Genomic DNA, 24,343 nt, shown 5'->3' on the forward strand with positions numbered 1-24,343 from the left:
CAGGGTAGACCGGGGGTCCGGCACTCACGGGCGTGACCGATCGGAATCCGCCACCCGCAGCAGCAGCTTCCCCGTGCTCGTCCGCGACCCCATCAGCGCGTGGGCCTCCCCGGCCGCCTCCAGGTCGAACTCCGCCGTCACCGGCAGGGTCACGGTGCCGTCGGCCACCGCCGCGAACGCGCGCGAGGCGATGTCGCGGAGGGCGTTCGGGGCCGTCCTGGCCAGGCCGAGGATCGAGAACCCGGCTACCGACAGGCCGGTGGGGTAGAGCTCCGGCTGGCCCACCGTCCAGGGCTCCGCCGAGCTCGCGTTGCCGAAGGAGACCAGGCGGCCGAAGGGGGCGAGCGAGGCGAGGCTGCCGCGCAGGGTCTCGCCGCCCACCGGGTCCAGGGCCAGGTCCACTCCGCGGCCGGCGGTCGCCGCGCGGACCTCGTCCTCGAAGGACCCCACGAACACCTCGTCGTAGCCGTGGCCGAGGGCGTACTCGGCCTTCGGCGCGCTGGACACGACGCCGTACACCGCCCCTGCCCCGGCCGCCTTCGCCAACTGGCCCAGCACCGTGCCCACGCCGCCCGCCGCGCTCTGGACGAGCACCGTCTCGCCGGGCTGGAGCCGGCCCACGGTGTACAGGAGGGCGTACGCCGTGGGCAGGACGGTGGGGAGGGTGGCGCCGGTACGCAGGTCGACTCCGTCGGGCAGCGGGAAGACCGTCACGGCATCGGCCACGGTGACCTCCGCGTACGCCCCGCCCTCCGTCAGTGCCGCGACCTCCTGGCCCACCCGCAGTCCCGTGACGTCCGGACCGACGGCCCGGATCCGGCCCGAGACCTCGAGTCCCGGCACGAACGGCAGACGCGGCACGCGGTAGCCCCCCGACCTCGCCAACAGGTCGGCGAAGTTCACGCCCGCGTAGGCCACGTCGATGCTCACCTGCCCCGGGCCCGGCTCGGGGACCTTCGCCTCCACGACCCGCAGGACCTCGGGACCGCCGTACTCCTGGAATTCGACCGTACGCATGGCACACCTCCGGTTGACGCCCGGCAGAACAGCCGGCACCCGCACCCACTGTTCAATGAAAAGCGAACACTCGGGAGTGTATGGTTTTCATCGAACACTCGGCAAGTGGATCCGGAAAACCCAGGGAGGCCGGCGTGGCGGAGCGGACCAGTCACCGGGCGGCGCCCGGGCACACCCATCCCGACGAAGTCCCCGTCCCGGCCGCCCTCGCCGCCCTCGCCGATCCTGTGCGGATCCAGCTCGTCAGGGAGCTGGCGGGATCCGCGGAGTGGACCCGTAGCTGCGGCAGCTTCGACGTGCCCGTCGGCAAGGCGGCTCTCAGTCATCACTTCGCCGTGCTGCGCGGCGCCGGTCTCGTCGAGCAGCGCGACGAGGGCTCCAGGCGCGTCAACCGGCTCCGCCGGCCGGAGTTCGACGCCCGTTTCCCGGGCCTCCTCGACCTCGTCCTGCGTGAGGAGCCGCCCCGCTGAGCGGTCTCGGCGACGGTCCCGGCCGTGCACGGTGGCACTCGAAACCCCGGCTCGGACGTCTCAGGCGGGCTCCTCGGTGGCGTGGGAGTCGGTGAGCGTGAGTGCCCCGCCGGCCGTGATCAGGCCGACGACGACCGCCAGCACGGCGTAGGTGATCCGCTCGCAGTGGAAGAACGACGCCACCAGGGCGTCGCTCCAGGTGCCCGCGGGCAGCCGGGTGGTGACCAGTGCGGCGATGAGGGTGCCGACCACGGCAGTGCCGATGCTGCTTCCGACCTCCTGGGCGGTGTCGTTGAGCGCCGTGCCGATCGACGTGCGGTTGTCCGGCATCGCGTCGACGAGCGCGATGGCGCAGATCGTCATGACGGTGCGCAGTCCGACGGTCATCACGACCATGCAGGCCGCGATGGCGCCGTACCCGTGGTCGACGCCCCAGGACAGGCCGGCCAGTGAGCCGGCCAGGCAGGCCGCGCCGACCAGGCAGGCGATGCGGTGGCCGAACCTTCCCGCGAGCCACTCGGACAGGGGGGTTGCGACGATCATGGTCACGATGAGCGGAAGGTTCGCCAGGCCGGCCCGTACGGGGCTCCACCCGTAGGCGTACTGGAAGTGGAGGATCAGCCCGAACGTCACGGCGGCCATCGCGATGGCCGTGCCGATCTGCGCGATGGCGGCACCGCGGACGGGCCCGTTGGAGAAGAGGCGGAGGTCCAGCATCGGCGACGCGCTGCGGCGCTCGTGCCACACGAACGCGATCCCCGCAACGATGGCACCGAGGGCCGACGCGAGTGTGGTCGCGGAGAGCCAGCCGTGCTCGACGCCGCTGGTCAGCGAGTAGCAGGCGAGGCCGATGGCGGTGACGCTCAAGCCGGCGCCCGGCAGATCGAGCTTGTCGTGGGTCAGGTCCTGCGGCCGGTCGGCCGGGACGCCGAGACGGACGCCGATGGCCGCGATCAGCGCGATCGGGGCGTTGACGACCAGGAGCCACTGCCACCGGAAGTGGGCCAGGGCGGTGCCGCCCAGCAGCGGGCCGAGGACGAAGCCGGACATGCCGACGACGATCATCAGGGTCATCGCGCGCATCCGCAGCGCCTTGTCGTCGAACAGCCGGAAGACCAGCGAGTTGGTGATGGGGGCCATGGCCGCCGCGGCGATGCCGAGGCCGGCCCGCAAGGTGATGAGCTGCCCCGCGGTGGTGACCGCGACGACGGCCAGGCTCAGCAGACCGAACACCGCCAGGCCGGCCAGCAGCACACGTCGGCGCCCGAGCCGGTCGGCCATCGATCCTGCCGTCAGCAGCAGGCCGCCGAACGTCAGCGAGTACCCGCCGGTGACCCACTGCAGCGCGGTCGTGCTGCTGTCGAGGTCCCGGCCGATCGTGGGCAGCGCGATCGAGAGCAGCGTGTTGTCGACCATCTCGACGAAGAAGGCCAGGCAGAGCGCGGCCAGGGGAATCCATGCCGCGCGCAGGGACGGATAGGTGCGCGACGCGGCGGGCGCTATGGCGGTCGTGGTCATGGCGGGCCTCCTCTCGGAACGCCGTCGGCTATAGAACGACGTTCGGCAATGGAACGGTGTTCGACCATAGAACGAGGTTCGATAATTGCGCAAGCTGTGATTGGATGGATGCCATGACAGGCCCGCGACCACGACCCGCCGATCGCCCTTCCCGAGGACGTCAACGGGCCTCGCACTCCATCGAGGCCGTTCTCGGCGCGGCCGTGGCCCTGCTCGACGAGGCGGGCGAGCCGGCGCTGACCCTCCGCGCCCTCGCGACCCGGCTCGGCACCGGCGTCGGCAGCATCTACTGGTACGTCTCGGGCAAGGACGACCTGCTCGACCGCGCCATCGACCACGTGCTCGGCGGGGTGCTGACCGCCGTCGAAGGGCGGACCGGCAGCGACGACCCGATCGACGACCTGCGCGTGATGGCCGTCACTCTGTTCGACGCGATCGTGGACCGGCCGTGGCTGGGTGCGCACTTCATGCGCCGCACCGACGTCCAGGGCAACTCGTTGCGGCTTTTCGAGAAGCTGGGGCAGCAGACGCTTCGACTCGACCTCACGCCGCTGCAGCGGTTCCACGCCGTGTCGGCGATCGTGGGCGTCGTGGTCGGCAACGCTGCCGACCTGGGGCAGGAGCCGCCCCAGGAGGTGTTCGACGGCTTCGTGGACCGCGACGAGTTCCTCGGTCGTTACACCGAGACGTGGCGTGCGCTCGACGCCGAGGAGTTCCCGTTCGTGCACGACATCGTCGAGGAGTTCGACGGGCACGACGACAAGGAGCAGTTCCTCGCCGGGCTGGACCTGACTCTGGCGGGCCTCCGCCTCCAGGCCGGAGCCTGACGCCGAGGCAGCCGTTCCTGTCCTCCGCCGAGCGGACCCGGCCTTGTCCTCCGCCGAGCGGACCCGGCGGAGTCCGTCGCTGATCCCGTGGTGCCCCGACCGGGCACGAAGCCATCAGGCAAAAGGATCGGCAGCGGACTTCCTGCCATCCGCTCAGCACCGGTGCGTCGCGTCCGGCCGGTCCCCGCCCGCCGGCCGGCCGGTACGCATCGGCGGTGCCGATGGGGGCATCGGCAGGACGCCCCAGTGGACCGTGGCCCGCAGGCGGTCCCCGCTCCTACCTTCGGGGCATGACCTCCGCCACCGCAGTCGCGAACGCCGAGAACAAGGGCGCCGTCCAGCTCACCGCCGCCATGATGCTCTCCGGCACCCTCGGCGTCTTCGTCGTCGAGTCCGGCGCCTCGCCCTTCAACGTCGTCTTCTTCCGCGTCCTGTTCGGGGCGCTCGCCCTCGGCGGCTACGCGCTGGCCCGGGGATACTTCCGGGGCCACGGCTTCACCCCGCGCACGCTCGGACTCGCCGCGCTCGGCGGGGTGTTCATCGTCTTCAACTGGGTCCTGCTCTTCCAGTCGTACGAGAACACCTCGATCTCCGTCGCCACCGTCGTCTACCACACCCAGCCGTTCTACGTGGTGCTGTTGGGTGCCCTGCTCTTCCGCGAGCGGCTCACGGCCGCCAAGGCCGGGTGGATCGCGCTGGCCTTCGCCGGGCTGATCCTCGTCTCGGGCGTCTCCCCGGCCGACTTCACGAACGGCGGCTCGTATCTCACCGGCGTCGGACAGGCACTCCTCGCCGCGCTCCTCTACGGGCTGTCCACCCTGGTCACCAAGCGCATCACCGGCGTCCGGCCGCACCTCATCGCACTCGTCCAGGTCCTCGTCGGCATCCCGCTGCTGCTTCCCTTCACCGACTTCGGCGCGATGCGCGGGACCGGCGCGGACTGGGGCTGGCTGGTCGGTCTCGGAGTGGTCCACACGGGGCTGATGTACGTCCTGATGTACGCCGCGTACGCCAAGCTCCCGACCGCGAAGATCGCCGTGCTCGCCTTCACCTACCCGGCCGTCGCGATGGTCATGGACTGGGCGGTGTACGGCCATCACATCGACCTCGTCCAGGCCCTCGGCGTCCCGCTGATCGTGACCGCCAGCCTGAAGGTGACGCTTCCCAGGAACACCGAGAGCGCCAGGAGCATCATGGCCCGCCGGATCGCCGAGGCCGCTTCGGTCACCCCTGCGGGCCGGACTCCTCGGACACCAGTTGCCGGGCCCGCTCCACGAACAGCCGCGCATGGGACGGGAGCCGCTTCCCGGCTCGCCAGGCCAGTTGCGTCCAAAGCGTGAACGGCGGCTCCCAGTCCAGCCGTACGAGCTCGCCCCGCTCCAGTTCAGCGGCGACCGTCACCTCGGGCAGCAATGCGATCCCGAGGCCGGCCGCCGCTGCCCGTTTGGTCGCCTCGATCGTGCCGAACTCCATGAAGTCGACGGGGGAGCCGTCCGGGACGCGGGAGTTGAGCTCCCGTTCGAACAAGTCCCGGTAGGCGCAGCCGGGTTCCGTGGCGAGCAGCGAGCAGCCTGCGAGATCGGCCGTGGCCGGCGCCGTACCGACGAGCGGACCGCCGGGTGCGGCGACCAGCACCAGTGGCTCCACCGAGAGAACCGCGACCTCCAGACCCGCGTGCTCGGTCTCCTCCTCCATCAGGAAGCCGACGTCGTACGTGCCCTGGCGCAGTGCCCGGCGGGTCTCGTCGCCGATGGTCGTGCGCAGTGACAGCCGCACCCGGGGGTGGCGGTGGTGGAAGAACTCGAGGAGCGGCAGCAGCCGGTACGACGTGAGGGACTCCATCGTGCCGACGGTGAGCGCCCCGGAGGGCTCCTCGGCGCCGACGACGGCGGCCCGCGCCTCGTCGGTCAGTTCGATGATCTGCCGGGCGTAGGGCAGCAGCCGTTCGCCCGCCTCGGTCAGCCGGATCCTGCTGCCCAGCCGGTCGAAGAGTTCGGTGCCGAGCGAGGTCTCCAGGGCGCGGATCTGGCTGGTCACACTGGACTGCGCGTACGCCAGCTCGGCCGCGGCCCGGGTGAAGCTCAGGACGGTCGCGACCTTCTCGAAGGTCACCAGCAGGCGTAGTTCCACGTCGTCAGGACTCTTCGTCGGACCTGCTCTGTTCCTCGCGCCGCTTCAGCTCGTCCTCGCGGCGCCGCAGGTCGGCCTCCCAGTCCTTCAGAAGGGACTCGTCCTTGCGGTTCTCGGCCTTGAGCGAGTTGAGGAACTCGGGGTTGTCGTCGGGAGCGACGAATGTCGTCCGGTGGTTGCGGTGCCACTCGGAGGGAGTGGCACCTCCGGCCGGATCCCTGCGGGCGCGGCCCGCGATGAGCCAGGCGACGGGACCGACCAGGATCTCGCCGAAGAGCAGGATGATGAAGACCCAGGCCAGCTTGGGCAGGCCCCTGACCTCCTCCTCCGGCGTGTTCAGGCAGTCGATGAAGGCGTAGATCATCAGCGCCAGGACCAGCAGAAACGGCAGATACCTGAGCATGGCCGAACGTTCCCCCAGTGAACGGTGGCGGGGCGGCACGGGCCCCCCGGTGACGGGCACAGGGTAGCGGGTGGCCGATACTTGGACACATGGCTTACGACGATCTTCGCTCCCTGCTGAGGGCGCTGGAGCGCGAGGGCGACCTCAAGCGCATCAAGGCCGAGGTGGATCCGTACCTGGAGGTCGGGGAGATCGTCGACCGGGTGCAGAAGGCGGGCGGCCCCGCGCTGCTCTTCGAGAACGTGCGCGGGTCGGCTATGCCGCTCGCGATGAACGTCTTCGGCACCGACCGGCGACTGCTCAAGGCTCTTGGCCTGAAGTCGTACGCCGAGATCTCCGACAAGATCGGCGGACTGCTCAGGCCGGAGCTGCCGCACGGCTTCGTGGGAGTGCGCGAGGCCTTCGGGAAGCTCGGCGCGATGGCGCACGTACCGCCGAAGAAGGTCAAGGACGCGCCGGTGCAGGAGGTGGTGCTGCGGGGCGACGACGTCGATCTCGACGCCCTGCCCGCCCTGTTCACCTGGCCCGAGGACGGCGGCTCCTTCTTCAACCTCGGGCTCACCCACACCAAGGACCCCGAGTCCGGCATCCGCAACCTCGGCCTCTACCGGCTCCAGCGCCACGACAAGCGCACCATCGGCATGCACTGGCAGATCCACAAGGACAGCCGGAACCACTACCAGGTGGCGGCCCGCAGGGGCGAGCGACTGCCGGTGGCGATCGCCTTCGGGTGCCCGCCCGCCGTGACGTACGCCTCCACAGCCCCGCTGCCCGGTGACATCGACGAGTACCTCTTCGCCGGGTTCCTCCAGGGCAAGCGGATCGAGATGGTCGACTGCAAGACCGTGCCGCTCCAGGTGCCCGCGAACGCCGAGGTCGTCCTCGAGGGCTGGCTGGAGCCGGGCGAGATGCTGCCCGAGGGGCCGTTCGGCGACCACACCGGGTTCTACACCCCCCAGGAGCCGTTCCCGGCGCTGACCATCGACTGCGTGACGATGCGGAGGCGGCCGCTGCTCCAGTCCATCGTGGTGGGGCGGCCCCCGACGGAGGACGGGCCTCTCGGCCGGGCGACGGAGCGGTTCTTCCTGCCCCTGCTGAAGATCATCGTGCCGGACATCGTGGACTACCACCTGCCGGAGGCCGGCGGTTTCCACAACTGCGCGATCGTCGCGATCGACAAGAAGTACCCCAAGCACGCCCAGAAGGTGATGCACGCCGTCTGGGGCGCGCACATGATGTCCCTGACGAAACTCATCATCGTCGTCGACGCGGACTGTGACGTCCACGATCTGCACGAGGTGGCGTGGCGCGCGCTCGGCAACACGGACTACGGACGTGACCTCACCGTCGTCGAAGGCCCGGTCGACCACCTCGACCACGCCTCCTACCAGCAGTTCTGGGGCGGCAAGGCGGGCATCGACGCGACGAAGAAGTGGCCCGAGGAGGGCTACACCCGGGACGGCGGCTGGCCCGAGATGGTGCTGTCCGACCCGGAGACGGCGGCGAAGGTCGACCGCCGTTGGAAGGAGTACGGGCTGTGAGTTCAGCTTCCGCGGCGCTTCCGCAGCCGGGCCGCACCAAGGCGTTCCTGCGCCTTGTCATGATCGAGCACTCGGTGTTCGCACTCCCCTTCGCCTACATCGCCGCGCTGACGGCGATGTTCGCGTGGGACAAGAACATCCACTGGGGAAAGCTGCTCCTGGTCACCGTCGCGATGGTGGGCCTGCGCACCTTCGCCATGGCGGCGAACCGGATCATCGACCGCGAGATCGACGCCCGCAACCCCCGTACGGCCCATCGTGAACTGGTCACCGGCGCGATGAGCGTGAAGCACGCCTGGACGGGCGCGCTGGTCGCCCTGGTGGTCTTCCTCGCCGCCGCCGCCCTGCTCAACCCGCTGTGCCTGGCGCTGGCGCCCATCGCGGTCATCCCGATGGTCGTCTACCCGTACGGCAAGCGGTTCACGAACTTCCCGCAGGCCATCCTGGGTCTCGCCCAGGCGATGGGGCCGATCGGCGCCTGGATCGCCGTCACCGGCACCTGGTCCTGGGACGCCGTCGTCCTCGGTCTCGCGGTCGGCGTGTGGATCGGCGGCTTCGACCTGATCTACGCCTGCCAGGACGTCGAGACCGACCGCGAGATCGGTGTGATGTCGTTTCCGGCGCGCTTCGGCATCCCGGCGGCGATCCGGGGTGCGCGAGGCTGCCACGCGGTGACGACGGCGCTCTTCGTCTGGTACGGGGTGGCCACCGGCGCGGGAGCCTTCTTCTGGCTGGGCCTGGTGATCGTCACGGGAGCGTTCCTGTACGAGCACTCCATCGTGAAGCCGCACGACCTGACCCGGCTGAACAGGGCGTTCTTCCAGGTCAACGGCTTCATCGGTATCGCGCTGTTCGTGTGCGCCCTGCTCGATCTGCTGGTGCGCGGGCTGACGGTCTGACCATGGGCGGTGGCCGGATAGGCTCGACATCATGAAGCCAGGACAGACGCAGCGCCGGCCTTGGATCGTGGGGGTGTCCGGCGCGTCCGGTACGCCGTACGCGGCCGCGGTGCTGCGTTCGCTGCTGGAAGCCGGGGAGAGCGTCGACCTGGTCGTCAGCAGGGCCTCACGGCTCACGCTGCTCGACGAGACCGGCCTCCCGTTCCGCGACGCCCACTGGCAGGGCGACCTGCGCGAATGGCTGGCGCGGGGCGCCGACGGCAAGCCCGGCACCTTCGACGCCTTCGAGGAGCATCTCGACGGCGTACGGCACTGGAGCGCGGGCGACCTGGCGGCGGGGCCCTCCTCGGGCTCGTACCCGGCCAAGGGCATGCTCATCGTGCCCGCGTCCACCGCCTGCGTGGCCGGAGTCGCCCTCGGCCTCTCCAAGGATTTGTTGCAGCGGGCCGCGAGCGTCACCCTCAAGGAAGGGCGGAGGCTGGTCGTCGCCGTACGGGAGACCCCGCTGAACGGGCAGACGCTGCGGCACCTGGTCTCCCTGGCCGACGCGGGTGCGACCGTGCTGCCCGCGTCGCCGGCGTTCTACGCGGGAGCCACGCACATCCAGGACCTGGTGGACTTCGTCGCCGGGCGGGTCCTCGACGCGGTGGCTGTCGAACACAACCTGTACCGCAGGTGGAAGGGCGAACTCGGGAGCGGCTCCCGGGGCGACACCACCTGACGCACGCGCACGAAGCACCGGGCACCACCAGACAGTTCAGGGCTTTTCAGGCTTTCCGAAACTTTCGGACATCTCAAGACCTCTCGCAAGACCTCGCAGCACCTCGCAGCACCTCGCAACACCTCAAGACTTCTCAGACCTTTTCAGTGGAAGGCTTCGATCGCATGGACGCGGTGGACAGGCAGCTCATCCAGGCCCTCAGGGAGAACGGCCGGGCCTCCTACGCGGAGCTGGGGCGCCTCGTCGGTCTGTCGGGACCCAGTGTCACCGACCGCATCAACCGGCTGGAGGCGGCCGGCGTCATCACCGGGTACCGCGCGACGGTCGACTCGGCCTCGCTCGGCCTCGGCGTCACCGCCCTGATCGGCATCTCGCTCTCCGACGCCGCCGACCACGAGGACGTGGCCCGGCGGCTGCGCGACCTCGGCGAGATCGAGGACTGCTGGTTCATCGCGGGCGACGACTCGTTCATGCTCAAGGTGCGGTCCAGCGACGTCGACGGACTGGAGAAGACCATCCGGCGCCTGTCCGGGACCAAGGGCGTCTCCCGTACCCGTACGACGATCGTGCTCTCCACGAAGTGGGAGAACCGGGTCGGAGAGCTGCCCGAGGAGGACTAGGCACACCCCGGGGTGCGAAGGCCCTGATGGGGGGCCTTCCGCCGGAAGGCGGGGGAGTACGGTTGGCAGCGTTTCGTCACAGGGAGAGGTAATCGCATGGATGTCGGGCTCAAGCGCGAGCTGGAGGACAAGGTCCGGGCCGGTGAGCGGCTCAGCCGCGAGGACGGCATCGCGCTGTACGAGTCGGACGACCTGGCGTGGCTCGGCGGGCTCGCGCACGAGGTGCGCACGCGGAAGAACGGCGACGTCGTCCACTTCAACGTCAACCGTCACCTCAACATGACGAACGTGTGCACCGCGTCCTGCGCGTACTGCTCGTTCCAGCGCAAGCCGGGCGAGAAGGACGCGTACACGATGCGCATCGAGGAGGCCGTCCGCCTCGCCAAGACGATGGAGGGCGAGAACCTCACCGAGCTGCACATCGTCAACGGCCTGCACCCGAACCTGCCGTGGCGCTACTACCCGCGTTCGCTCAGCGAGCTGAAGAAGGCTCTCCCGGAGGTCTCGCTCAAGGCGTTCACGGCCACCGAGATCCATCACTTCGAGACCATCTCGGGGCTGTCCGCCTCGGAGATCCTCGACGAGCTGATCGAGGCCGGTCTGGAGTCGCTGACCGGCGGCGGCGCGGAGATCTTCGACTGGGAGGTCCGGCAGCACATCGTCGACCACCGCACCCACTGGGAGGACTGGTCGCGCATCCACCGCCTCGCGCACGAGAAGGGTCTCAAGACCCCGTGCACGATGCTGTACGGGCACATCGAGGAGCCCCGCCACCGCGTCGACCACGTGCTGCGGCTGCGTGAACTCCAGGACGAGACCGGCGGCTTCCAGGTCTTCATCCCGCTGCGCTACCAGCACGACTTCGTGGACATGAAGGACGGCAAGGTCAGGAACCGCCTCCAGGCGCGTACCCAGATGGCGACCGGCGCCGAGGCCCTGAAGACCTTCGCGGTCTCCCGGCTGCTCTTCGACAACGTCCCGCACGTCAAGGTCTTCTGGGTCATGCACGGCGTCCAGACCGCCCAGCTCGCGCTCCAGCACGGCGCCGACGACATGGACGGATCGGTCGTCGAGTACAAGATCACGCACGACGCCGACAACTACGGCACACCGAACAAGCTGACCCGCGACGACCTGCTCGACCTGATCCGCGACGCCGGCTTCCGCCCCGTCGAGCGCAACACGCGGTACGAGATCATCCGCGAGTACGACGGACCGGACCCGGCGCGGCGCGAGTCGCCGCAGCCCATGCGGGTCTGACGTGGCGCTGGTCTTCGAACTGGATCCGGCCGTCACCCCCGAGCTCCGGGACGGTGTCGTCGACCTCTGGGTGGACGTGTCGAACGCGGGCGGCTCCGTCGGCTTCGTGCCGCCGGTGGCCGCCGGCGACGTCCGCCCCGAACTCGTCAAGCACTTCGTCGCCATGGCGGAGGGCCGCACCCGGCTCCTGGTCGGCAGGGACGAGGAGGGCGGCGTCGCCGCGACCGCCTTCCTCACGTACAACACCCACCGGCTGATGAGGCACTGGGTCTGGCTGTACACCGTGATGGTGCATCCCCGGCACCAGGGCAAGGGGTACGGCCGGGACCTGCTCGCCGCCGTCGAGAACGCCGCGGGCGGTCTCGACGGCATCGACGCGATCCGGCTGACCTGCCGGGGCGGTGAGGGGCTGGAGCGCTTCTACGCCTCCTGCGGCTACAAGGAGGTCGGGCGGGTGCCCGGCGCGATCCGCGTGGCGCCCGGTGACGAACGCGACGACATCACGATGCTGCTGCCCCTCGCACTCCGCGACTGAGGACCCTCTGCCGTCTGCCGTCTGCCGTCTGCCGTCTGTCCTCTGCCGTCTGCCGTCTGCGTTCCGCGACCGAGGTCTCCCTCTGCTCCGCGACCGAGGCCCCCCTGCAAGATCGCCCTCCTGGCGTGCTTCACTGGACGGAGTTCTTTGGGAGCGTTCGGAACGGAAGAGTGGATTGAGATGTTCCGCTACACACTGATGCGCCTCGGTATCTTCGTAGGCTGCCTCGTGGTCGTCTGGGGCCTCGTCTACTCGGGCATCGCCCCGCGCGGCCTCGGCGACTCCAACTACATGTGGGTCGTGCTGCTGGCCCTGGTGATCTCCGCGCCGATCAGCTTCGTCGTCCTGCGCGGCGAGCGCGACCGCGCCTCGGCCCAGGTCGTCGCCCGCGTGGACCGCGCCCGGGCCAACCTGGAGCGCAACCGCAACCAGGAGGACGCCGTCCTGGACGAGACCGCCCAAGGCGCCCCGAACCAGGCCTCCTGACACTCCTGCGCGCCCGGCCCGGCGGCGGCCGATCGTACGCTTGGCGCATGGGTGCTGTGAAGAACAAGCGGATGCCGCGCGCGGTACGCGAACAGCAGATGCTGGACGCGGCCGTACGGACCTTCGGGCAGCGCGGGTACCGGGCCGCGTCGATGGACGAGATCGCCGAACTGGCGGGCGTGTCCAAGCCGTTGGTGTATCTGTACCTGAACTCGAAGGAAGACCTGTTCACCGCGTGCATCCGGCGTGAGGCCGAGGCGCTCACCGCCGCCGTCCGCGCCGGTGTCCGCCCCGGGCTGCCGGCCGACCGTCAACTCTGGGAAGGGCTGCGGGCTTTCTTCACCCATACCGCGGAGAACCCGGACGGCTGGGCGGTGCTGCACCTCCAGGCCCGCACCCACGGCGAGCCCTTCGCCGCCGAGGTCTTCGCGATGCGCGAGGAACTGGTCCAGTTCGTCACGCAGTTGATCGTCGTCGCCGCGCGGGAGGCGCACCGTGACCCGTCGCTGCCGGCGCGGGAGGTCGCGGGGCTCGCGGAGGCACTGGTCGGCGCCGCCGAGTCGCTGGCCGCGTGGGCCAACGCCACCCCGGGCGTCTCGGCCCGGCAGGCCGCCGCCACCTTGATGAACTTCGCCTGGGCGGGACTCGGCACCATGATGCAGGGCCGCCCGTGGTCCCCGCCGGCCGCGGGGATTCCGCCCCAGGCCGCCGCGGAGGTCTGACGCACCCGGCCGGCGCGGGGTTCTCTCCGTGCCGGGAGGGGTGGTTCCGGCCTTCGAAGCCGCCCTCCGCAACTTCGACGCCCCCGCCGCCGGTGGCGCAGTGCTGGGGGCGACCCTCTCGCGGCCACGCGGTGGAGGGACCGGGCACTGCCGCGCGCGGCCCGCCGGACGACCGCCCGCAGCGGGTCCGTTCCGCCCCCGCCCGGAGGCAGGGCCGGTGGCCTGCCCTGCTCGTCGAGGCCGTTGCACTCCAGGATGCAGCCGGGATACGCCCCCGCGCGCTGCGGTGAGCAGCACGGCCGCAGCGCGGGCAGCCGCCCCGCCGCGCCCGGCGTGGCGACCCGATCACGGGCGGCGGCGCACGGATCTGCCTTGCCTATGCCCTGCCCTGCCCTGCCGTGCCGTCCACCCCGGGGCGACGCGGGGCGGCGCGCCCGCTTCATGCGTGCAGCGGCCGTACGTCGCCGGTCAGATGGACCCGCCCGCCCGAGCGGAGCTCGAACGACGGGCCCCGCGCGGCGTACGTCACCGTCCTGGGCAGCAGCACCGGGGCCCTGAACTCGGCCCGCACTCCCACCGCTTGCTGCGGCCCGTACTCGGCGAGGCAGCGGGCGACGGTCCACATGCCGTGCGCGATGGCACGCGGGAAGCCGAAGAGGCGGGCGGTGAGGGGGTGCAGGTGGATGGGGTTGCGGTCCCCGGAGACCGCGCCGTAGCGGCGGCCGACGTCCCGGGCGAGGGACCACTCGGCGACGGCGGGCAGCGGCTTCGGTCCCTCGGGCGAAGGGGCCGGCGGGGCGTTGTGCACGGCCGCTCGCGAGGCGGCCCGAGGAGCGGTGCGTCGTGCGGCGCGGCACGGGGTTTCGGGCGGGGCCTCTCGCGAGGCGTTCCGCGGGGTCCGGTCCTGGCCCGGGTCCCGGGGCCTGTGCCGGGCGAGGTAGGTACTCCTCGACTCCCACACGAGCCTGCCGTGGGCCCGCGCCTCGGTGAGCACGATCGCCTCCGTGCCCCGTCGGTGCGGCACCAACTTCTCGACCAGCACACCGAGTTCGTACTCCGCGGTCGCGGCGGACTCCTGGTGCTGGGTGATCTCGATCGACGTGTGCACCAGCCCGAGCAGCGGCAGCGGGAACGCGCGCCCCGCCATGATCCGCATCGCCAGCGGAAAGGCGAGCACATGCGGATACGTGACCGGCAGGGCGTCCGCGCCGGTCGCGAACCCGCACACCCGCTCGTACGCGGCGAGATGGGCGAGGTCGACCCGCACGCCGGAGAGGACGAGCCGGGTGGCGGGGACGGGGGAGTCCGGGCGGGGGCGCTTGAAGGGGGAGAGCAGGGCGCCGCGGGCCAGCAGCGGAACGAGGGAGGGGGGAGCGGCGAGGGTGCGGGTCCGGGGCTCGGGGCGGACGGGAGGCTGAGTGCGCATCGAGGTCTCCAGGCGGGTGGGGAGGGTGCGGCTCTCGGTGTCCCGGCTCGGACACGAATTTACTCTGGAGTAAGTTACCGGGGGTAAGGGTATGTGAGGGCGGGCAGCAGGTCGAGATGGGTACCCGCAATCTCCGGAAGGGGGGCTCGATGGGGAGTCGCGGCGAGTCGGGTTGCCCCGGCGTGCCGGGTGTCCGTGCGTCACGGTCGACCGGCCCGCCGGGGGCCACCGACGCCGGGCCGCCGGGCGAGAGGAGTCGCGGCTGCCCCGGACTGCTTTGCCGGAGGCGCGTCGGCCGCTCCGGGTGGTCGGAGCGGGAGGGGTGCCGTCGCCCCGGACCGCCTTGCCGGAGGTGCCACGGCCACCCTGGGTGGTCGGAGTGGGAGGGGTGCCGTCACCCCGAACTGTCCTGCCCGGGGGAGCCACAGCTACCCCGGGTAACCCGCACCTTGCCTGCCGCAAAGCGCCACAAACCCCACACTTCGGCGCCGTAGGATCCCCGTCTCACCGGGTTGCCGAGACCCCTGAACCCCCTACTCCCCACGGCCGTATCAGGATTCGCGCCCCGCGCTCCTCCGAGCCCGTACACGCCTTGCACCCGCCCCGGCCTCCGGCCGACAAGGAGCCGCCCCGTGTCCAGCCCGTACTTCCCCGACTCCGCACCTCCCCTTCCGGAGCCCGAGATCAGGCGGCTGGACGGTGTCGTGCGCGAGGTCGCGGTGCCGCCGATCGCGGGCCGGGTGACGCACGGCTCCCTCGCGGACATCCCGTTCGACAACGCGGCCGCCGCCCCGCTGGAGCCGGTCCTCAGCCGGAAGACGCCGGACGGCGACGGCTGGACGGACGTGACCGCCGCCGAGTTCGCCGAGCAGGTCCTGGCGGTGGCCAAGGGGCTGATCGCGGAGGGGCTGGTGCCGGGCGACCGGATCGCCATCATGTCCCGGACGACGTACGAGTGGACCCTCCTCGACTTCGCCGCCTGGGCCGCGGGCCTGGTCACCGTGCCCGTCTACCCGACCTCCTCCGTCTTCCAGACCCGCTGGATCCTCCAGGACTCGGGGGCCGTCGCGCTCGCCGTGGAGTCCGTCGCGCAGGCCGCGTCGCTCGGGCCCGAGCGGGAGCACATCCCCGATCTGCGGCACATGTGGGTCTTCGAGAAGGGTCATGTGGAGCGCCTCGCGGAACTCGGCCGCGATGTCCCGGACCAGGAAGTCGCCGTACGGCGTGGGGTGCTGGGCCCGGACACGCTCGCCACCCTCATCTACACGTCGGGCACCACAGGCCGCCCCAAGGGCTGCGTCCTGACCCACGGCAACTTCTTCGCCGAGGTCGACAACGCCGTGGAACTGCTCTACCCGATCTTCAAGGCCCGCACCCAGGAGCCCGCCTCCACCCTTCTCTTCCTCCCCCTCTCGCATGTCTTCGGCCGCATGGTGGCCGTGGCCTGTCTGCGCGCGCGGGTGAAACTCGGCCACGCCCCGAGCCTGCAGACCGACGAACTCCTCGCGGACCTGGCCTCGTTCAGACCGACCTTCCTGCTCGCCATCCCGTACGTCCTGGAGAAGGTCTTCAACACCGGCCGCGCCACGGCCGAACGGATGGGCCGCGGTTCGTCCTTCGACCGGGCGGCGCGGATCGCCCAGAAGTACGGCGAGGCCGTCGAGGCCAAGCAGCACGGCACCGGTCCCGGTCCCGGCCGGGCCCTGCGCGCGGCCCGGGCCCTCTACGACCCCCTGGTCTACCGCCGTATCCGCAACGCCCTCGGCGGCAGGGTCCGGCACGCCATCTGCGGCGGCTCCCCGCTCGGCCGCCGGCTCGCCGCCTTCTACGCCGGTGCCGGAATCGAGATCTTCGAGGGGTACGGCCTGACGGAGACCACGGCCGCCGCGACCGTCACACCCCCGCACAAGCCGCGCCTCGGCACGGTGGGCCGGCCCCTGCCCGGTACCCGGGTGCGGATCGCCGCCGACGGAGAGGTGCTGCTGTGCGGCGGACAGGTCTTCCGCGGCTACTGGGACCCGCACGCGGGCGGGGTCGTCGACGCGGCGCCGGACGGCTGGTTCGCGACCGGAGACATCGGCGAACTGGACGCGGACGGCTACCTCGCCATCACCGGCCGGAAGAAGGAGATCCTGATCACCGCGGGCGGCAAGAACGTCGCCCCGGCGCCTCTGCAGGACTGGCTCCGCTCCCATCCGCTGATCGCCCAGTGCATGGTCCTGGGCGACCGGCGCCCGTTCGTCTCCGCCCTTTTCACCCTCGATCCCGAGGGCATCACCCACTGGCGCCGGATGAACGGCAGGCACCCGGTTCCTGCCGAACTCGTCATGGACGACCCCGAGTTGCTGGCCATCCTGCAACGTGCCGTCGACGAGGCCAACAAACTCGTCTCGCGCCCCGAATCCATCCGTCGTTTCACCGTCCTGCCCGTCGACTTCACCGAGGAGTCCGGTCATCTGACGCCCTCGATGAAGCTGAGGCGCGCGGCGATCGAGAAGGACTTCAGCAGGGAGATAGAGGCCCTGTACGCGACGTAGCCGAGAGAGGCGGCACCCTTGACCTGCTCTGCTCCGCCCTGCTCAGTTCCGCCTTGCCCTGCCCTGCCCTGTCGTGGACTCCCTCGTCTTGTCGTGCCCTAGCCGACCCCGGCCATGCGCAGGGCCGCCGTCGTGGCCGCGGCTCCCAGGACGACCAGCACGAACGGGGCCCTTCGCCAGGCCAGTGCGCCGCCCGCCAGTACCCCGGCGGGCCGGGCCCATCCCGCGAATCCGCGGGCCTCGGTGAGCGCGCCCGTGGCGAGCAGCGCGACAAGGAGGACCACCGCTCCCGCGGACAGCAACCTCCGCACCCGGGCGGAGAGTTCGACCCGGCCGTGCAGCAGCGGCCCGGTCAGCCGGAAGACGTACGTCCCGAGGGCGAGGGCGAGGACGGCGGCCAGGGCCGGTGCCGTGCCGCTCATGCCGTCCGCCCGCCCAGGAGCAGCAGTCCGGTGAGGGCCATCAGTACGGGCACCCCCACCGGGACGAAGGGCGTCAGTGCCAGGGCCGCGGCGGCTCCGGCGAGCGCGGCGCGTCGTACGCCGGTGTCCCCGCGCAGTGCGGGCAGGACCAGTGCCACGAGCACCGCGGGAAACGCGGCGTCGAGTCCGTAGCGTCCGGTGTCGCCCAGCGCGCTCCCGGCGAGGGCGCCGAGCAGGACGCACAGGTTCCAGGACGCGTAGAGGCCGAGCCCCGAGATCCAGAAGGCGGCCCGGCGGCGGGCGGGGTCCGGCTGGGCGAGGGTGAAGGCGACCGTCTCGTCGGTCACGAGGTGGGCGCCGATCCAGCGGGTGAAGCGGCCTCGCCCGATGACGTCGGCGACCGCGAGACTGAAGGCCGCCGTGCGGGTGTTGAGCAGCAGTCCGGTGGCCGCCGCGGCGAACGGCCCGCCCCCGGCGAGGAGTATGCCGACGGCGCTGAACTGGGCGGAGCCCGCGTACACCAGCAGCGACATCACCACCGGCAGCCAGACCGGGAGCCCGCCCGCGACGGCGATGGCCCCGAAGGAGACGCCGACGACCCCGCCGGCCAGACAGACGAGGGCCACGTCCCGCAGCAGACGCGAGTCATGCGTCAGGAGTGGTGTTCGGAGCGGCGGTGTTCGGAACGGCGAACGCATGTTTTCTACAATGAACAGCAAGCGCCATGTTCGTCAAGGCGAACGTTCGGACCGATGGAGAGAACGACATGACCGATGACGGCACCGGTGTCCCTCCGGCCCGCCTGCCTCTCGACTGGATCGCCGCCTCCTTGCGCCGTGAACGCGCGCGGGCCGGCCTCTCCCTGTCCGAGCTGGCCAAACGTGCCGGGATCGCGAAGTCCACGCTGTCCCAGCTGGAGGCGGCGAGCGGCAATCCGAGCATGGAGACGCTGTGGGCGCTGGGTGTCGCGCTGGGCGTACCGTTCAGCGCGCTGGTCGAGCCGCCGAGCCCGGCGGTCCAGGTGATCCGTGCGGGGGAGGGGCCGACGGTCCACTCGGAGCAGGCGGCCTACGCGGCGACGCTGCTCTCCGCGAGTCCGCCGGGAGCCCGGCGCGACATCTACCACCTGCGGGTGGAGCCGGGCGCGGCGCGCGCATCCGAAGCGCACATTCCCGGGAGCGTCGAGCATCTGATCGTGGGCGCGGGGCGGCTGAAGGCGGGCCCGCGCGGTGAGGCGGTCGAGCTCGGCCCCGGTGACTACATGGCGTACCGGGGCGATGTGCCGCACGCGTACGAGGCGCTGGAACCCGGGACGACGTTCGTGCTCGTGATGCAACACGTGTGAAGCGCGGATGCTGTGACGGGAGGCGCGAAGGCGGGCGGGGCGCCGGGAAAAGGCAGGAGCCCCGCGACCGGCTGACGCGGGGCTCCTTGGGTACTGCTATCCGTTCCGGATCAAAGCATTGGGCTCATGGAGCCGAAGGCTTAGAGCGGGGTGACGTTCTCCGCCTGCGGGCCCTTCGGACCCTGCGTGACGTCGAAGGAAACCGACTGGTTCTCTTCGAGAGAGCGGAATCCGCTCGCGTTGATCGCGGAGTAGTGGACGAAGACGTCCGGGCCGCCGCCTTCCTGGGCAATGAAACCAAAGCCCTTTTCGGCGTTGAACCACTTCACGGTTCCGGTAGCCATAAGCCCTCCTTGGGCCCAAAGGGTTGCCCTGCTCCAGAACCTGCGATTGTGTAAACAACTGCATACGTCTGAAAACGACGAGAGCCCGCGGTCACATGCTCCGCAGGCTCTGTACTGCAAGGGAAACCAAACTGCAACTTGCGGCGAGCCTAGCACGCAGGCAGCCGAAAGCAATAGAGGCAAAGATCACGTCATTCGGAAGGGTGGCCCGTGCGGGCGAGGGGTCTGACGTGCGTTGACTTCGTGGTGTCACAACAGTTGACACGAGGGGTCCGGATGGTTTCCACCAGCACACGCCGACCCTGAAGCCTGGACCGCAGCGCACGGGGTCTAGCCTCGCGATGTGGACAATTCTCGCACCCGGCCGCGCGTCGGCCACATCCAGTTCCTGAACTGCCTGCCCCTGTACTGGGGGCTCGCGAGAACGGGCACGCTCCTCGACTTCGAGCTCACCAAGGACACCCCGGAGAAGCTCAGCGAGCAGCTGGTGCGGGGGGATCTCGACATCGGGCCCATCACGCTCGTCGAGTTCCTCAAGCACGCCGACGACCTTGTCGCTTTCCCCGACATCGCGGTCGGCTGCGACGGCCCCGTGATGTCCTGCGTGATCGTCTCGCAGGTTCCCCTCGACCAGCTGGACGGCGCCCGCGTCGCCCTCGGCTCGACCTCGCGCACCTCGGTGCGGCTCGCGCAGCTGCTGCTGGCCGAGAAGGTCGGGGTCCAGCCCTCGTACTACACGTGCCCGCCCGATCTGAGCCTGATGATGCAGGAGGCGGACGCCGCCGTCCTCATCGGCGACGCGGCGCTGCGCGCCAACCTGCTCGACGGACCGAAGTTCGGTCTCCAGGTGCACGATCTCGGCGCCCTGTGGAAGGAGTGGACGGGCCTGCCGTTCGTCTTCGCCGTGTGGGCGGCCCGGCGCGACTACCTGGAGCGCGAGCCGCTCGTCACCCGCAAGGTGCACCAGGCCTTCCTCGCCTCCAGGGACCTCTCCCTCGACGAGGTCTCCAAGGTCGCCGAGCAGGCGGCCCGGTGGGAGGCCTTCGACGAGGCCGTCCTGGAGCAGTACTTCACGACGCTCGACTTCCGCTTCGGCGGCCCGCAACTGGAGGCCGTACGGGAGTTCGCGCGCCGGGTCGGCTCGACCACCGGGTTCCCGGCGGACGTGAACGTACGGCTCCTCCAGCCGTGAGGCGCCGGTCGTCACGAGTCTGACGGGCACGCGCCGGCAGATACGGGGCGACCGTCACGCGGCTCCGGGCGCGCACGGCACTACGCTGCTGGGCAGTGTGTACGGGGGAGGAGTGAGCCGTGAGTGCCATGCAGCCGCTCGGAGTCGACGAACCCACGGTCGTGGGGCCCTACCGGCTGCTCGGCCGGCTGGGGTCCGGCGGCATGGGACGCGTGTATCTGGGACGCAGCGCGGGCGGGCGTACGGTCGCGGTCAAGATCGTGCATCCGCACTTCGCGCTCGACGAGGAGTTCCGCGCCCGGTTCCGCCGCGAGGTCGAGGCCGCGCGTCGGGTGGGCGGTGCCTGGACGGCCCCCGTCCTGGACGCGGACCCCGAGGCACCGGTCCCCTGGGTCGCCACCGCCTACGCGGCCGGCCCCTCACTGACGGGCGCCGTCGCGGACGGCGGACCGCTGCCGGTCCACTCCGCGCGCGTTCTCGGGGCCGGTCTGGCCGAGGCGCTCACGGCGGTCCACGCGCTGGGCCTCGTCCACCGTGACGTCAAACCATCCAACGTGCTGCTCACCCTCGACGGCCCGCTGCTGATCGACTTCGGCATCGCGCGGGCCACGGACGGCACCGCCTCCCTGACCTCGACGGGGGTCTCGGTCGGCTCCCCCGGCTACATGGCCCCCGAGCAGATCCTCGGCAAGGGCGTCACGGGAGCCGCGGACGTCTTCTCGCTCGGCGCGGTCATCGCGTACGCCGCCACCGGACAGCCCCCCTTCCCTGGCGACTCCTCCGCCTCCCTCCTCTACAAGGTGGTGCACGAGGAGCCGCGACTCGACTCCCTGGAAGGCGAGTTGCGCGAGCTGGTGGCGGCCTGCCTGGCCAAGTCGCCCGTGGCGCGGCCCACTCCGGACGAGGTGGCCGTCCGGCTTGCACCGCAGGGCGCCGCCGGGCTGGTGTCGGCGGGCTGGCTGCCGGGCTCCCTGGTCGAGCGGGTGAGCCGAAGTGCCGTACAGCTGCTGAATCTTGAGGCGACGGGGACCGCGGATTCCGCGCCCTCCGGGCCGGTGGGGTTCAGCAGCCCCTCGGTGGAGGCCGGCCCGGCCACCGGGAAGGGTGCCGGTTCCGGACCGGGCCCGTCCGGCGAGGTGGCGTCGGGGGATGCCGCCTTCGGCGAGGCGGCCGGGGTGCCGGGAACAAGCGGGGGCTTCGGGCCGCCCCCGCAGGGCTTCGGGCCGCCGCCTCGGATGCCCACGTACGTACCCGGTCAGCGCGAGAGCCGGGCCGCCGGGCCCCAGGACGCCGTCCACCGCGAAGGGGCGCCGCCGAAGGAGCAGCCGTACGACCGGCCGGGCAAGGTCTCCGTCAGCGTGGCGGCGACCTCCGCGCCCGGGGCCGACGGGCGGGGCCGCAGGATGAGTTGCACGGTCGCGCTGGCGGTCGCGGGAGCGCTGGCCGCGGTGACCGTGGGCTCGGCGTTCCTCTTCGACCTGCTGCCGGGCGGCGACGACCGGAGCAGCGCGTCGGGCGGCAGCCCGACGGCCAGGGCGAGCGAGACCCTTCCCGGCACGCGTCCGTCGACGAGCGCGAGCGCCCCCGAACCGGGGCCGTCGGCGAGCACCCCGGACCCGGGCGAGCAGCAGTCCACGATCCCGGCCTCCTACCTCGGCACCTGGGAGGGCGACGGCCTCGCCCTCAACGGCACCCTCCCGATGGGCACCTTCCGCGTCACCGTCCACCAGGCCGCCGTGGGACAGGAGTTGGGCACCTTCCGGCAGACCGACCAGATCGGTGGCATCTGCGACGACGTCCTCATCCTCAAGAAGGTCACGAAGAAGCAGCTCGTCGCCACGGGCGTGGCCGCGGAGTCCAACCGCGACGTCTGCACCAAGGGCCGGCACGAGGTCCGGCTGACTCCCGCCGGCAGCGTCCTCACCTACGACTCGGACAACGCCGAGGCGGGGGACCCGGTGGCCCGGATGACGAAGGTCGGCTAGTGCCCCGCACAGCCCCGTGGCCGCCGTCCTGGGACGGCGGCCACGAAGACCGGTCGGCAGCGGTGGGTCTCAGCCTGTGGCGGCGGGACCTCAGCCCTTCTGTCCGGGCGTCTGCTTCATGCCGTCGACGATCGCGCGCTTGGTGATGGCGCTGATGCCGCGGACGGTGCCGGGCTTGATGACGACGCCGTCCTGGGTGACCGACTTGACCTGCACGGTCCGCTCGCCGAGGAAGCCGTGGGTCTTCTTGTCGAAGATCCACTCCTCGCGTTCGCCGCTGGTCTCGTCCAGCCGCGCCACCGCGACGCCCGAGCGGCCGAGCGCGTCCTTGGCGTCGTTCACCACGACCACGCCCGGGATCTTCGCGGCGGCCTTGAACAGGGCCGAGTAGAGCTTCGCGGGCGGGTAGCTCTCGCCGAGCAGGTCACCGATCGTGGTGAACGCCTCCTGGTCGGGGGTGTTGCCCTGCGTCGAGGTCTCCTTGTAGATCAGCTTCAGCAGCTCGTCGGGGTCGGTGGTCAGCCGGGCCAGGAAGTCGTACGACGGGTGGTTCAGGCCGGCCTCGGGGGTGTTGCCCTGCTCGTCGGGCAGGCTCAGCGTCTCGCCATCGGAGCTGTCGTTGACGGCCGCGTCGATCAGCCAGCCCTTGGTGCCGTCGGCGGACTGCCAGACCTGGCGCCGGTGCAGCGCGTAGCTGACGAGGCTGCCCTTGCCGCCGTCCGTCTTCACGAAGGTGCCGGAACCCTGGGACTCGGTGTAGACGTACTGACCGGGCTCGACCGTGGGGTGGGTCTCCTCGGCCGCCGCCAGTGAGACCTGGTCGATCAGCTGCGGCAGGCCCTTGGTGGTCGTGGCGCCGACGGGGATGACCGCCGCGGGTCCGGTGGCGAGACCATCGCTGTGCACGCCGCTGTCGATCAGCAGCGTTCCGGCGACGACCGCGGCGGTCAGCGCCATCGCGGGCAGCACGAAAGCCGGGCGCAGCAGGCGGAGTCCTCGGGGCTTCGGCAGGGCGGGGGCGGCCTTCGTGGTGCTCGCGTCCCGCTGGGTGTCCTGCTGGATGTGGGCCATCAAACGCTCCTTGTGGAACTGGTGACGGCCCGCCGGGAGATCGCGCGCAGTCTGCGGGAGGAGAGGCGTGCTCTCCTCCCACTCGGCCGGACTCTGCCGGGACTGGGTCGCTTTCATCGATTTCCTTCCGATACGGGCCGGATCGAGTGGATGTGTTCTCCTCTTGTCTGTCGATCCGGCCGGCCGAGTTCCCGATTTCCTCGTACGGGATTTCCCGCGCGTTCTTCGGTGCGGTGGTCCGTGTACGGGACCGGCGCCGCCCGGGCGGCGGGTCGGCCGTCGAGTTCGGCCTCGGTGAGTTTGCGCAGCTTGGCGCGTGCCCGGGAGAGGCGCGAGCGCACCGTTCCGACGGCGATGCCGAGCGCCTCGGCCGCGGCCGTGTACTCCAGCCCCTCCCAGAGGCACAGCGTCAGGACCTCGCGCTCGGGTCTGCGCAGTGCGGCGAGCGCGCGCAGGGCAGCGGCGATACGCAGTCGGTCGTCGAGCCGGCCCGCCACCTCGTCGGCGTGGTCGGGCAGCGCCGTCTCGGCCTCCGCGGCGGCGTTCGCCGCCGCCCGGTAACGCCGGTTGCTGCGATGGTGGCCACGGGCGATGTTGATCGCCACGCCCAGCAGCCACGGCCGCAGGCTGCCCCCCTCGGCGTTGACCCGGTCACGCAGCCGCCACGCTTCCATGAAGGTCTCGGCCATCACGTCCTCCGCCGCGGACCAGTCGGCGGTGAGGCGGAAGGCGTGGTTGTAGACGGCGCGTGCGTAGCTGTCGTACAGCTCGGCGAACGCGCTCGGATCCCCGGCACGTATCCGGGTACGCATGTCAGTGCTCACCTTCATTAACTGACGATCCAGGCACCCCGGGTTCCCGTGATCCGCGTC

25 protein-coding genes are annotated in these 24,343 nt (G+C 71.1%); 15 read left to right on the forward strand and 10 right to left on the reverse strand.

The genetic code is table 11. From position 1 onward, the window contains the following. Positions 1–24: 24 nt before the first annotated feature. A complete protein-coding gene (locus N4G66_RS16460) occupies positions 25–1,017 on the reverse strand; it encodes a quinone oxidoreductase family protein (RefSeq protein ID WP_261704854.1) in 993 nt (330 codons plus the stop codon). Between the two features lie 134 nt (positions 1,018–1,151). Between N4G66_RS16460 and N4G66_RS16465 the strand changes: the two genes are divergently transcribed. Continuing rightward, a complete protein-coding gene (locus N4G66_RS16465; RefSeq protein ID WP_261704855.1) occupies positions 1,152–1,487 on the forward strand; it encodes an ArsR/SmtB family transcription factor in 336 nt (111 codons plus the stop codon). A 60-nt stretch (positions 1,488–1,547) separates the two neighbouring features. Here N4G66_RS16465 and N4G66_RS16470 read toward each other — a convergent pair whose 3' ends face one another. Further along, complete coding sequence (locus N4G66_RS16470) at positions 1,548–3,005, reverse strand: MFS transporter (RefSeq protein WP_261704856.1); 1,458 nt, start codon at positions 3,003–3,005, stop codon at positions 1,548–1,550. 179 nt (positions 3,006–3,184) lie between these two features. Here N4G66_RS16470 and N4G66_RS16475 point away from each other — a divergent pair, with 179 nt between their 5' ends. Both N4G66_RS16475 and N4G66_RS16480 read left to right on the forward strand, forming a co-directional pair. Then, positions 3,185–3,832: a TetR/AcrR family transcriptional regulator gene (locus N4G66_RS16475; RefSeq protein ID WP_261704957.1), complete on the forward strand. Its 648-nt coding sequence runs from the start codon at positions 3,185–3,187 to the stop codon at positions 3,830–3,832. A gap of 290 nt (positions 3,833–4,122) precedes the next feature. Next, complete coding sequence (locus tag N4G66_RS16480) at positions 4,123–5,172, forward strand: DMT family transporter (RefSeq protein ID WP_261704857.1); 1,050 nt, start codon at positions 4,123–4,125, stop codon at positions 5,170–5,172. On the opposite strand, the gene N4G66_RS16485 is transcribed toward N4G66_RS16480, so the two are convergent. After that, positions 5,057–5,962, reverse strand: coding sequence for a LysR family transcriptional regulator (locus N4G66_RS16485; protein WP_261704858.1), 906 nt, complete (start codon positions 5,960–5,962; stop codon positions 5,057–5,059). The two genes, N4G66_RS16480 and N4G66_RS16485, sit on opposite strands and share 116 nt — an antisense overlap. 4 nt (positions 5,963–5,966) lie before the next feature. Continuing rightward, complete coding sequence (locus N4G66_RS16490; protein ID WP_261704859.1) at positions 5,967–6,365, reverse strand: PLD nuclease N-terminal domain-containing protein; 399 nt, start codon at positions 6,363–6,365, stop codon at positions 5,967–5,969. Positions 6,366–6,454: 89 nt separating this feature from the next. On the opposite strand from N4G66_RS16490, the gene N4G66_RS16495 reads away from it, so the two are divergent. The 8 genes from N4G66_RS16495 (at position 6,455) to N4G66_RS16530 (ending at position 13,149) form a co-directional block, all read left to right on the forward strand. Beyond that, entirely contained in the window at positions 6,455–7,906 is a 1,452-nt protein-coding gene (locus N4G66_RS16495) for a menaquinone biosynthesis decarboxylase (RefSeq protein ID WP_261704860.1), read from the forward strand. Beyond that, on the forward strand, positions 7,903–8,805 hold the full coding sequence (mqnP, locus tag N4G66_RS16500) for a menaquinone biosynthesis prenyltransferase MqnP (RefSeq protein ID WP_261704861.1): 903 nt from the start codon (positions 7,903–7,905) through the stop codon (positions 8,803–8,805). The genes N4G66_RS16495 and mqnP overlap by 4 nt, the downstream gene beginning before the upstream one ends. 31 nt (positions 8,806–8,836) lie before the next feature. Beyond that, complete coding sequence (locus tag N4G66_RS16505) at positions 8,837–9,526, forward strand: UbiX family flavin prenyltransferase (RefSeq protein ID WP_261704862.1); 690 nt, start codon at positions 8,837–8,839, stop codon at positions 9,524–9,526. A gap of 164 nt (positions 9,527–9,690) precedes the next feature. Continuing rightward, positions 9,691–10,146 carry an Lrp/AsnC family transcriptional regulator gene (locus tag N4G66_RS16510; protein ID WP_261704863.1) on the forward strand — a complete coding sequence of 152 codons (456 nt, stop codon included), beginning with the start codon at positions 9,691–9,693 and terminating at the stop codon, positions 10,144–10,146. A 96-nt stretch (positions 10,147–10,242) separates the two neighbouring features. Then, positions 10,243–11,406 (forward strand): aminofutalosine synthase MqnE, encoded by a 1,164-nt coding sequence (gene mqnE, locus N4G66_RS16515; RefSeq protein ID WP_261704864.1) that lies wholly within the window; start codon positions 10,243–10,245, stop codon positions 11,404–11,406. Between the two features lies 1 nt (position 11,407). Next, positions 11,408–11,941 carry a GNAT family N-acetyltransferase gene (locus N4G66_RS16520; protein ID WP_261704865.1) on the forward strand — a complete coding sequence of 178 codons (534 nt, stop codon included), beginning with the start codon at positions 11,408–11,410 and terminating at the stop codon, positions 11,939–11,941. Positions 11,942–12,121: 180 nt separating this feature from the next. Further along, complete coding sequence (locus N4G66_RS16525; RefSeq protein ID WP_261704866.1) at positions 12,122–12,427, forward strand: DUF4229 domain-containing protein; 306 nt, start codon at positions 12,122–12,124, stop codon at positions 12,425–12,427. 47 nt (positions 12,428–12,474) lie between these two features. Continuing rightward, positions 12,475–13,149 (forward strand): TetR/AcrR family transcriptional regulator, encoded by a 675-nt coding sequence (locus tag N4G66_RS16530; protein ID WP_261704867.1) that lies wholly within the window; start codon positions 12,475–12,477, stop codon positions 13,147–13,149. Positions 13,150–13,588: 439 nt separating this feature from the next. Here the strand turns inward: N4G66_RS16530 and N4G66_RS16535 are convergent, their stop codons facing one another. After that, positions 13,589–14,575, reverse strand: a complete 987-nt coding sequence (locus tag N4G66_RS16535; RefSeq protein WP_261704868.1) for a MaoC family dehydratase — start codon at positions 14,573–14,575, stop codon at positions 13,589–13,591. A gap of 632 nt (positions 14,576–15,207) precedes the next feature. Here N4G66_RS16535 and N4G66_RS16540 point away from each other — a divergent pair. Next, positions 15,208–17,112, forward strand: a complete 1,905-nt coding sequence (locus tag N4G66_RS16540; protein ID WP_261704869.1) for an AMP-dependent synthetase/ligase — start codon at positions 15,208–15,210, stop codon at positions 17,110–17,112. Between the two features lie 98 nt (positions 17,113–17,210). Here the strand turns inward: N4G66_RS16540 and N4G66_RS16545 are convergent, their stop codons facing one another. Next, on the reverse strand, positions 17,211–17,534 hold the full coding sequence (locus N4G66_RS16545) for an AzlD domain-containing protein (protein ID WP_261704870.1): 324 nt from the start codon (positions 17,532–17,534) through the stop codon (positions 17,211–17,213). Continuing rightward, positions 17,531–18,232 (reverse strand): AzlC family ABC transporter permease, encoded by a 702-nt coding sequence (locus tag N4G66_RS16550; RefSeq protein ID WP_261704871.1) that lies wholly within the window; start codon positions 18,230–18,232, stop codon positions 17,531–17,533. The genes N4G66_RS16545 and N4G66_RS16550 overlap by 4 nt, the downstream gene beginning before the upstream one ends. A gap of 68 nt (positions 18,233–18,300) precedes the next feature. On the opposite strand from N4G66_RS16550, the gene N4G66_RS16555 reads away from it, so the two are divergent. Beyond that, positions 18,301–18,879 carry a helix-turn-helix domain-containing protein gene (locus tag N4G66_RS16555; RefSeq protein WP_261704872.1) on the forward strand — a complete coding sequence of 193 codons (579 nt, stop codon included), beginning with the start codon at positions 18,301–18,303 and terminating at the stop codon, positions 18,877–18,879. Positions 18,880–19,019: 140 nt separating this feature from the next. Here the strand turns inward: N4G66_RS16555 and N4G66_RS16560 are convergent, their stop codons facing one another. After that, positions 19,020–19,223: a cold-shock protein gene (locus N4G66_RS16560; protein WP_010986243.1), complete on the reverse strand. Its 204-nt coding sequence runs from the start codon at positions 19,221–19,223 to the stop codon at positions 19,020–19,022. Between the two features lie 343 nt (positions 19,224–19,566). Here N4G66_RS16560 and N4G66_RS16565 point away from each other — a divergent pair, with 343 nt between their 5' ends. Together N4G66_RS16565 and N4G66_RS16570 are read left to right on the forward strand one after the other, a co-directional pair. Further along, positions 19,567–20,415 (forward strand): menaquinone biosynthetic enzyme MqnA/MqnD family protein, encoded by an 849-nt coding sequence (locus N4G66_RS16565; protein ID WP_261704873.1) that lies wholly within the window; start codon positions 19,567–19,569, stop codon positions 20,413–20,415. Positions 20,416–20,543: 128 nt separating this feature from the next. Then, complete coding sequence (locus tag N4G66_RS16570) at positions 20,544–22,400, forward strand: serine/threonine protein kinase (protein ID WP_261704958.1); 1,857 nt, start codon at positions 20,544–20,546, stop codon at positions 22,398–22,400. A gap of 90 nt (positions 22,401–22,490) precedes the next feature. Here the strand turns inward: N4G66_RS16570 and N4G66_RS16575 are convergent, their stop codons facing one another. Together N4G66_RS16575 and N4G66_RS16580 are read right to left on the reverse strand one after the other, a co-directional pair. Continuing rightward, positions 22,491–23,588: a CU044_5270 family protein gene (locus N4G66_RS16575; RefSeq protein ID WP_261704874.1), complete on the reverse strand. Its 1,098-nt coding sequence runs from the start codon at positions 23,586–23,588 to the stop codon at positions 22,491–22,493. Beyond that, on the reverse strand, positions 23,585–24,283 hold the full coding sequence (locus N4G66_RS16580) for an RNA polymerase sigma factor (protein WP_261704875.1): 699 nt from the start codon (positions 24,281–24,283) through the stop codon (positions 23,585–23,587). Before N4G66_RS16580 ends, N4G66_RS16575 begins: the two co-directional genes overlap by 4 nt. Positions 24,284–24,343: the final 60 nt, after the last annotated feature.

It is taken from the genome of Streptomyces rhizosphaerihabitans, assembly GCF_025399795.1.
In the GTDB taxonomy this organism is placed as follows: Bacteria; Actinomycetota; Actinomycetes; order Streptomycetales; family Streptomycetaceae; genus Streptomyces; species Streptomyces rhizosphaerihabitans.

Bases quoted from the DNA above. Each gene is read 5' to 3' on its own strand.
- N4G66_RS16560 (WP_010986243.1), bottom strand. From the start codon at position 19,223: ATGGCTACCGGAACCGTGAAGTGGTTCAACGCCGAAAAGGGCTTTGGT.
- N4G66_RS16530 (WP_261704867.1), top strand. From the start codon at position 12,475: ATGGGTGCTGTGAAGAACAAGCGGATGCCGCGCGCGGTACGCGAACAG.
- N4G66_RS16580 (WP_261704875.1), bottom strand. From the start codon at position 24,283: ATGCGTACCCGGATACGTGCCGGGGATCCGAGCGCGTTCGCCGAGCTG.
- N4G66_RS16525 (WP_261704866.1), top strand. From the start codon at position 12,122: ATGTTCCGCTACACACTGATGCGCCTCGGTATCTTCGTAGGCTGCCTC.
- N4G66_RS16545 (WP_261704870.1), bottom strand. From the start codon at position 17,534: ATGAGCGGCACGGCACCGGCCCTGGCCGCCGTCCTCGCCCTCGCCCTC.
- N4G66_RS16460 (WP_261704854.1), bottom strand. From the start codon at position 1,017: ATGCGTACGGTCGAATTCCAGGAGTACGGCGGTCCCGAGGTCCTGCGG.
- N4G66_RS16470 (WP_261704856.1), bottom strand. From the start codon at position 3,005: ATGACCACGACCGCCATAGCGCCCGCCGCGTCGCGCACCTATCCGTCC.
- N4G66_RS16490 (WP_261704859.1), bottom strand. From the start codon at position 6,365: ATGCTCAGGTATCTGCCGTTTCTGCTGGTCCTGGCGCTGATGATCTAC.
- N4G66_RS16480 (WP_261704857.1), top strand. From the start codon at position 4,123: ATGACCTCCGCCACCGCAGTCGCGAACGCCGAGAACAAGGGCGCCGTC.
- mqnE (WP_261704864.1), top strand. From the start codon at position 10,243: ATGGATGTCGGGCTCAAGCGCGAGCTGGAGGACAAGGTCCGGGCCGGT.
- N4G66_RS16575 (WP_261704874.1), bottom strand. From the start codon at position 23,588: ATGAAAGCGACCCAGTCCCGGCAGAGTCCGGCCGAGTGGGAGGAGAGC.
- N4G66_RS16495 (WP_261704860.1), top strand. From the start codon at position 6,455: ATGGCTTACGACGATCTTCGCTCCCTGCTGAGGGCGCTGGAGCGCGAG.
- N4G66_RS16510 (WP_261704863.1), top strand. From the start codon at position 9,691: ATGGACGCGGTGGACAGGCAGCTCATCCAGGCCCTCAGGGAGAACGGC.
- N4G66_RS16535 (WP_261704868.1), bottom strand. From the start codon at position 14,575: ATGCGCACTCAGCCTCCCGTCCGCCCCGAGCCCCGGACCCGCACCCTC.
- N4G66_RS16550 (WP_261704871.1), bottom strand. From the start codon at position 18,232: ATGCGTTCGCCGTTCCGAACACCGCCGCTCCGAACACCACTCCTGACG.
- N4G66_RS16555 (WP_261704872.1), top strand. From the start codon at position 18,301: ATGACCGATGACGGCACCGGTGTCCCTCCGGCCCGCCTGCCTCTCGAC.
- N4G66_RS16570 (WP_261704958.1), top strand. From the start codon at position 20,544: ATGCAGCCGCTCGGAGTCGACGAACCCACGGTCGTGGGGCCCTACCGG.
- N4G66_RS16505 (WP_261704862.1), top strand. From the start codon at position 8,837: ATGAAGCCAGGACAGACGCAGCGCCGGCCTTGGATCGTGGGGGTGTCC.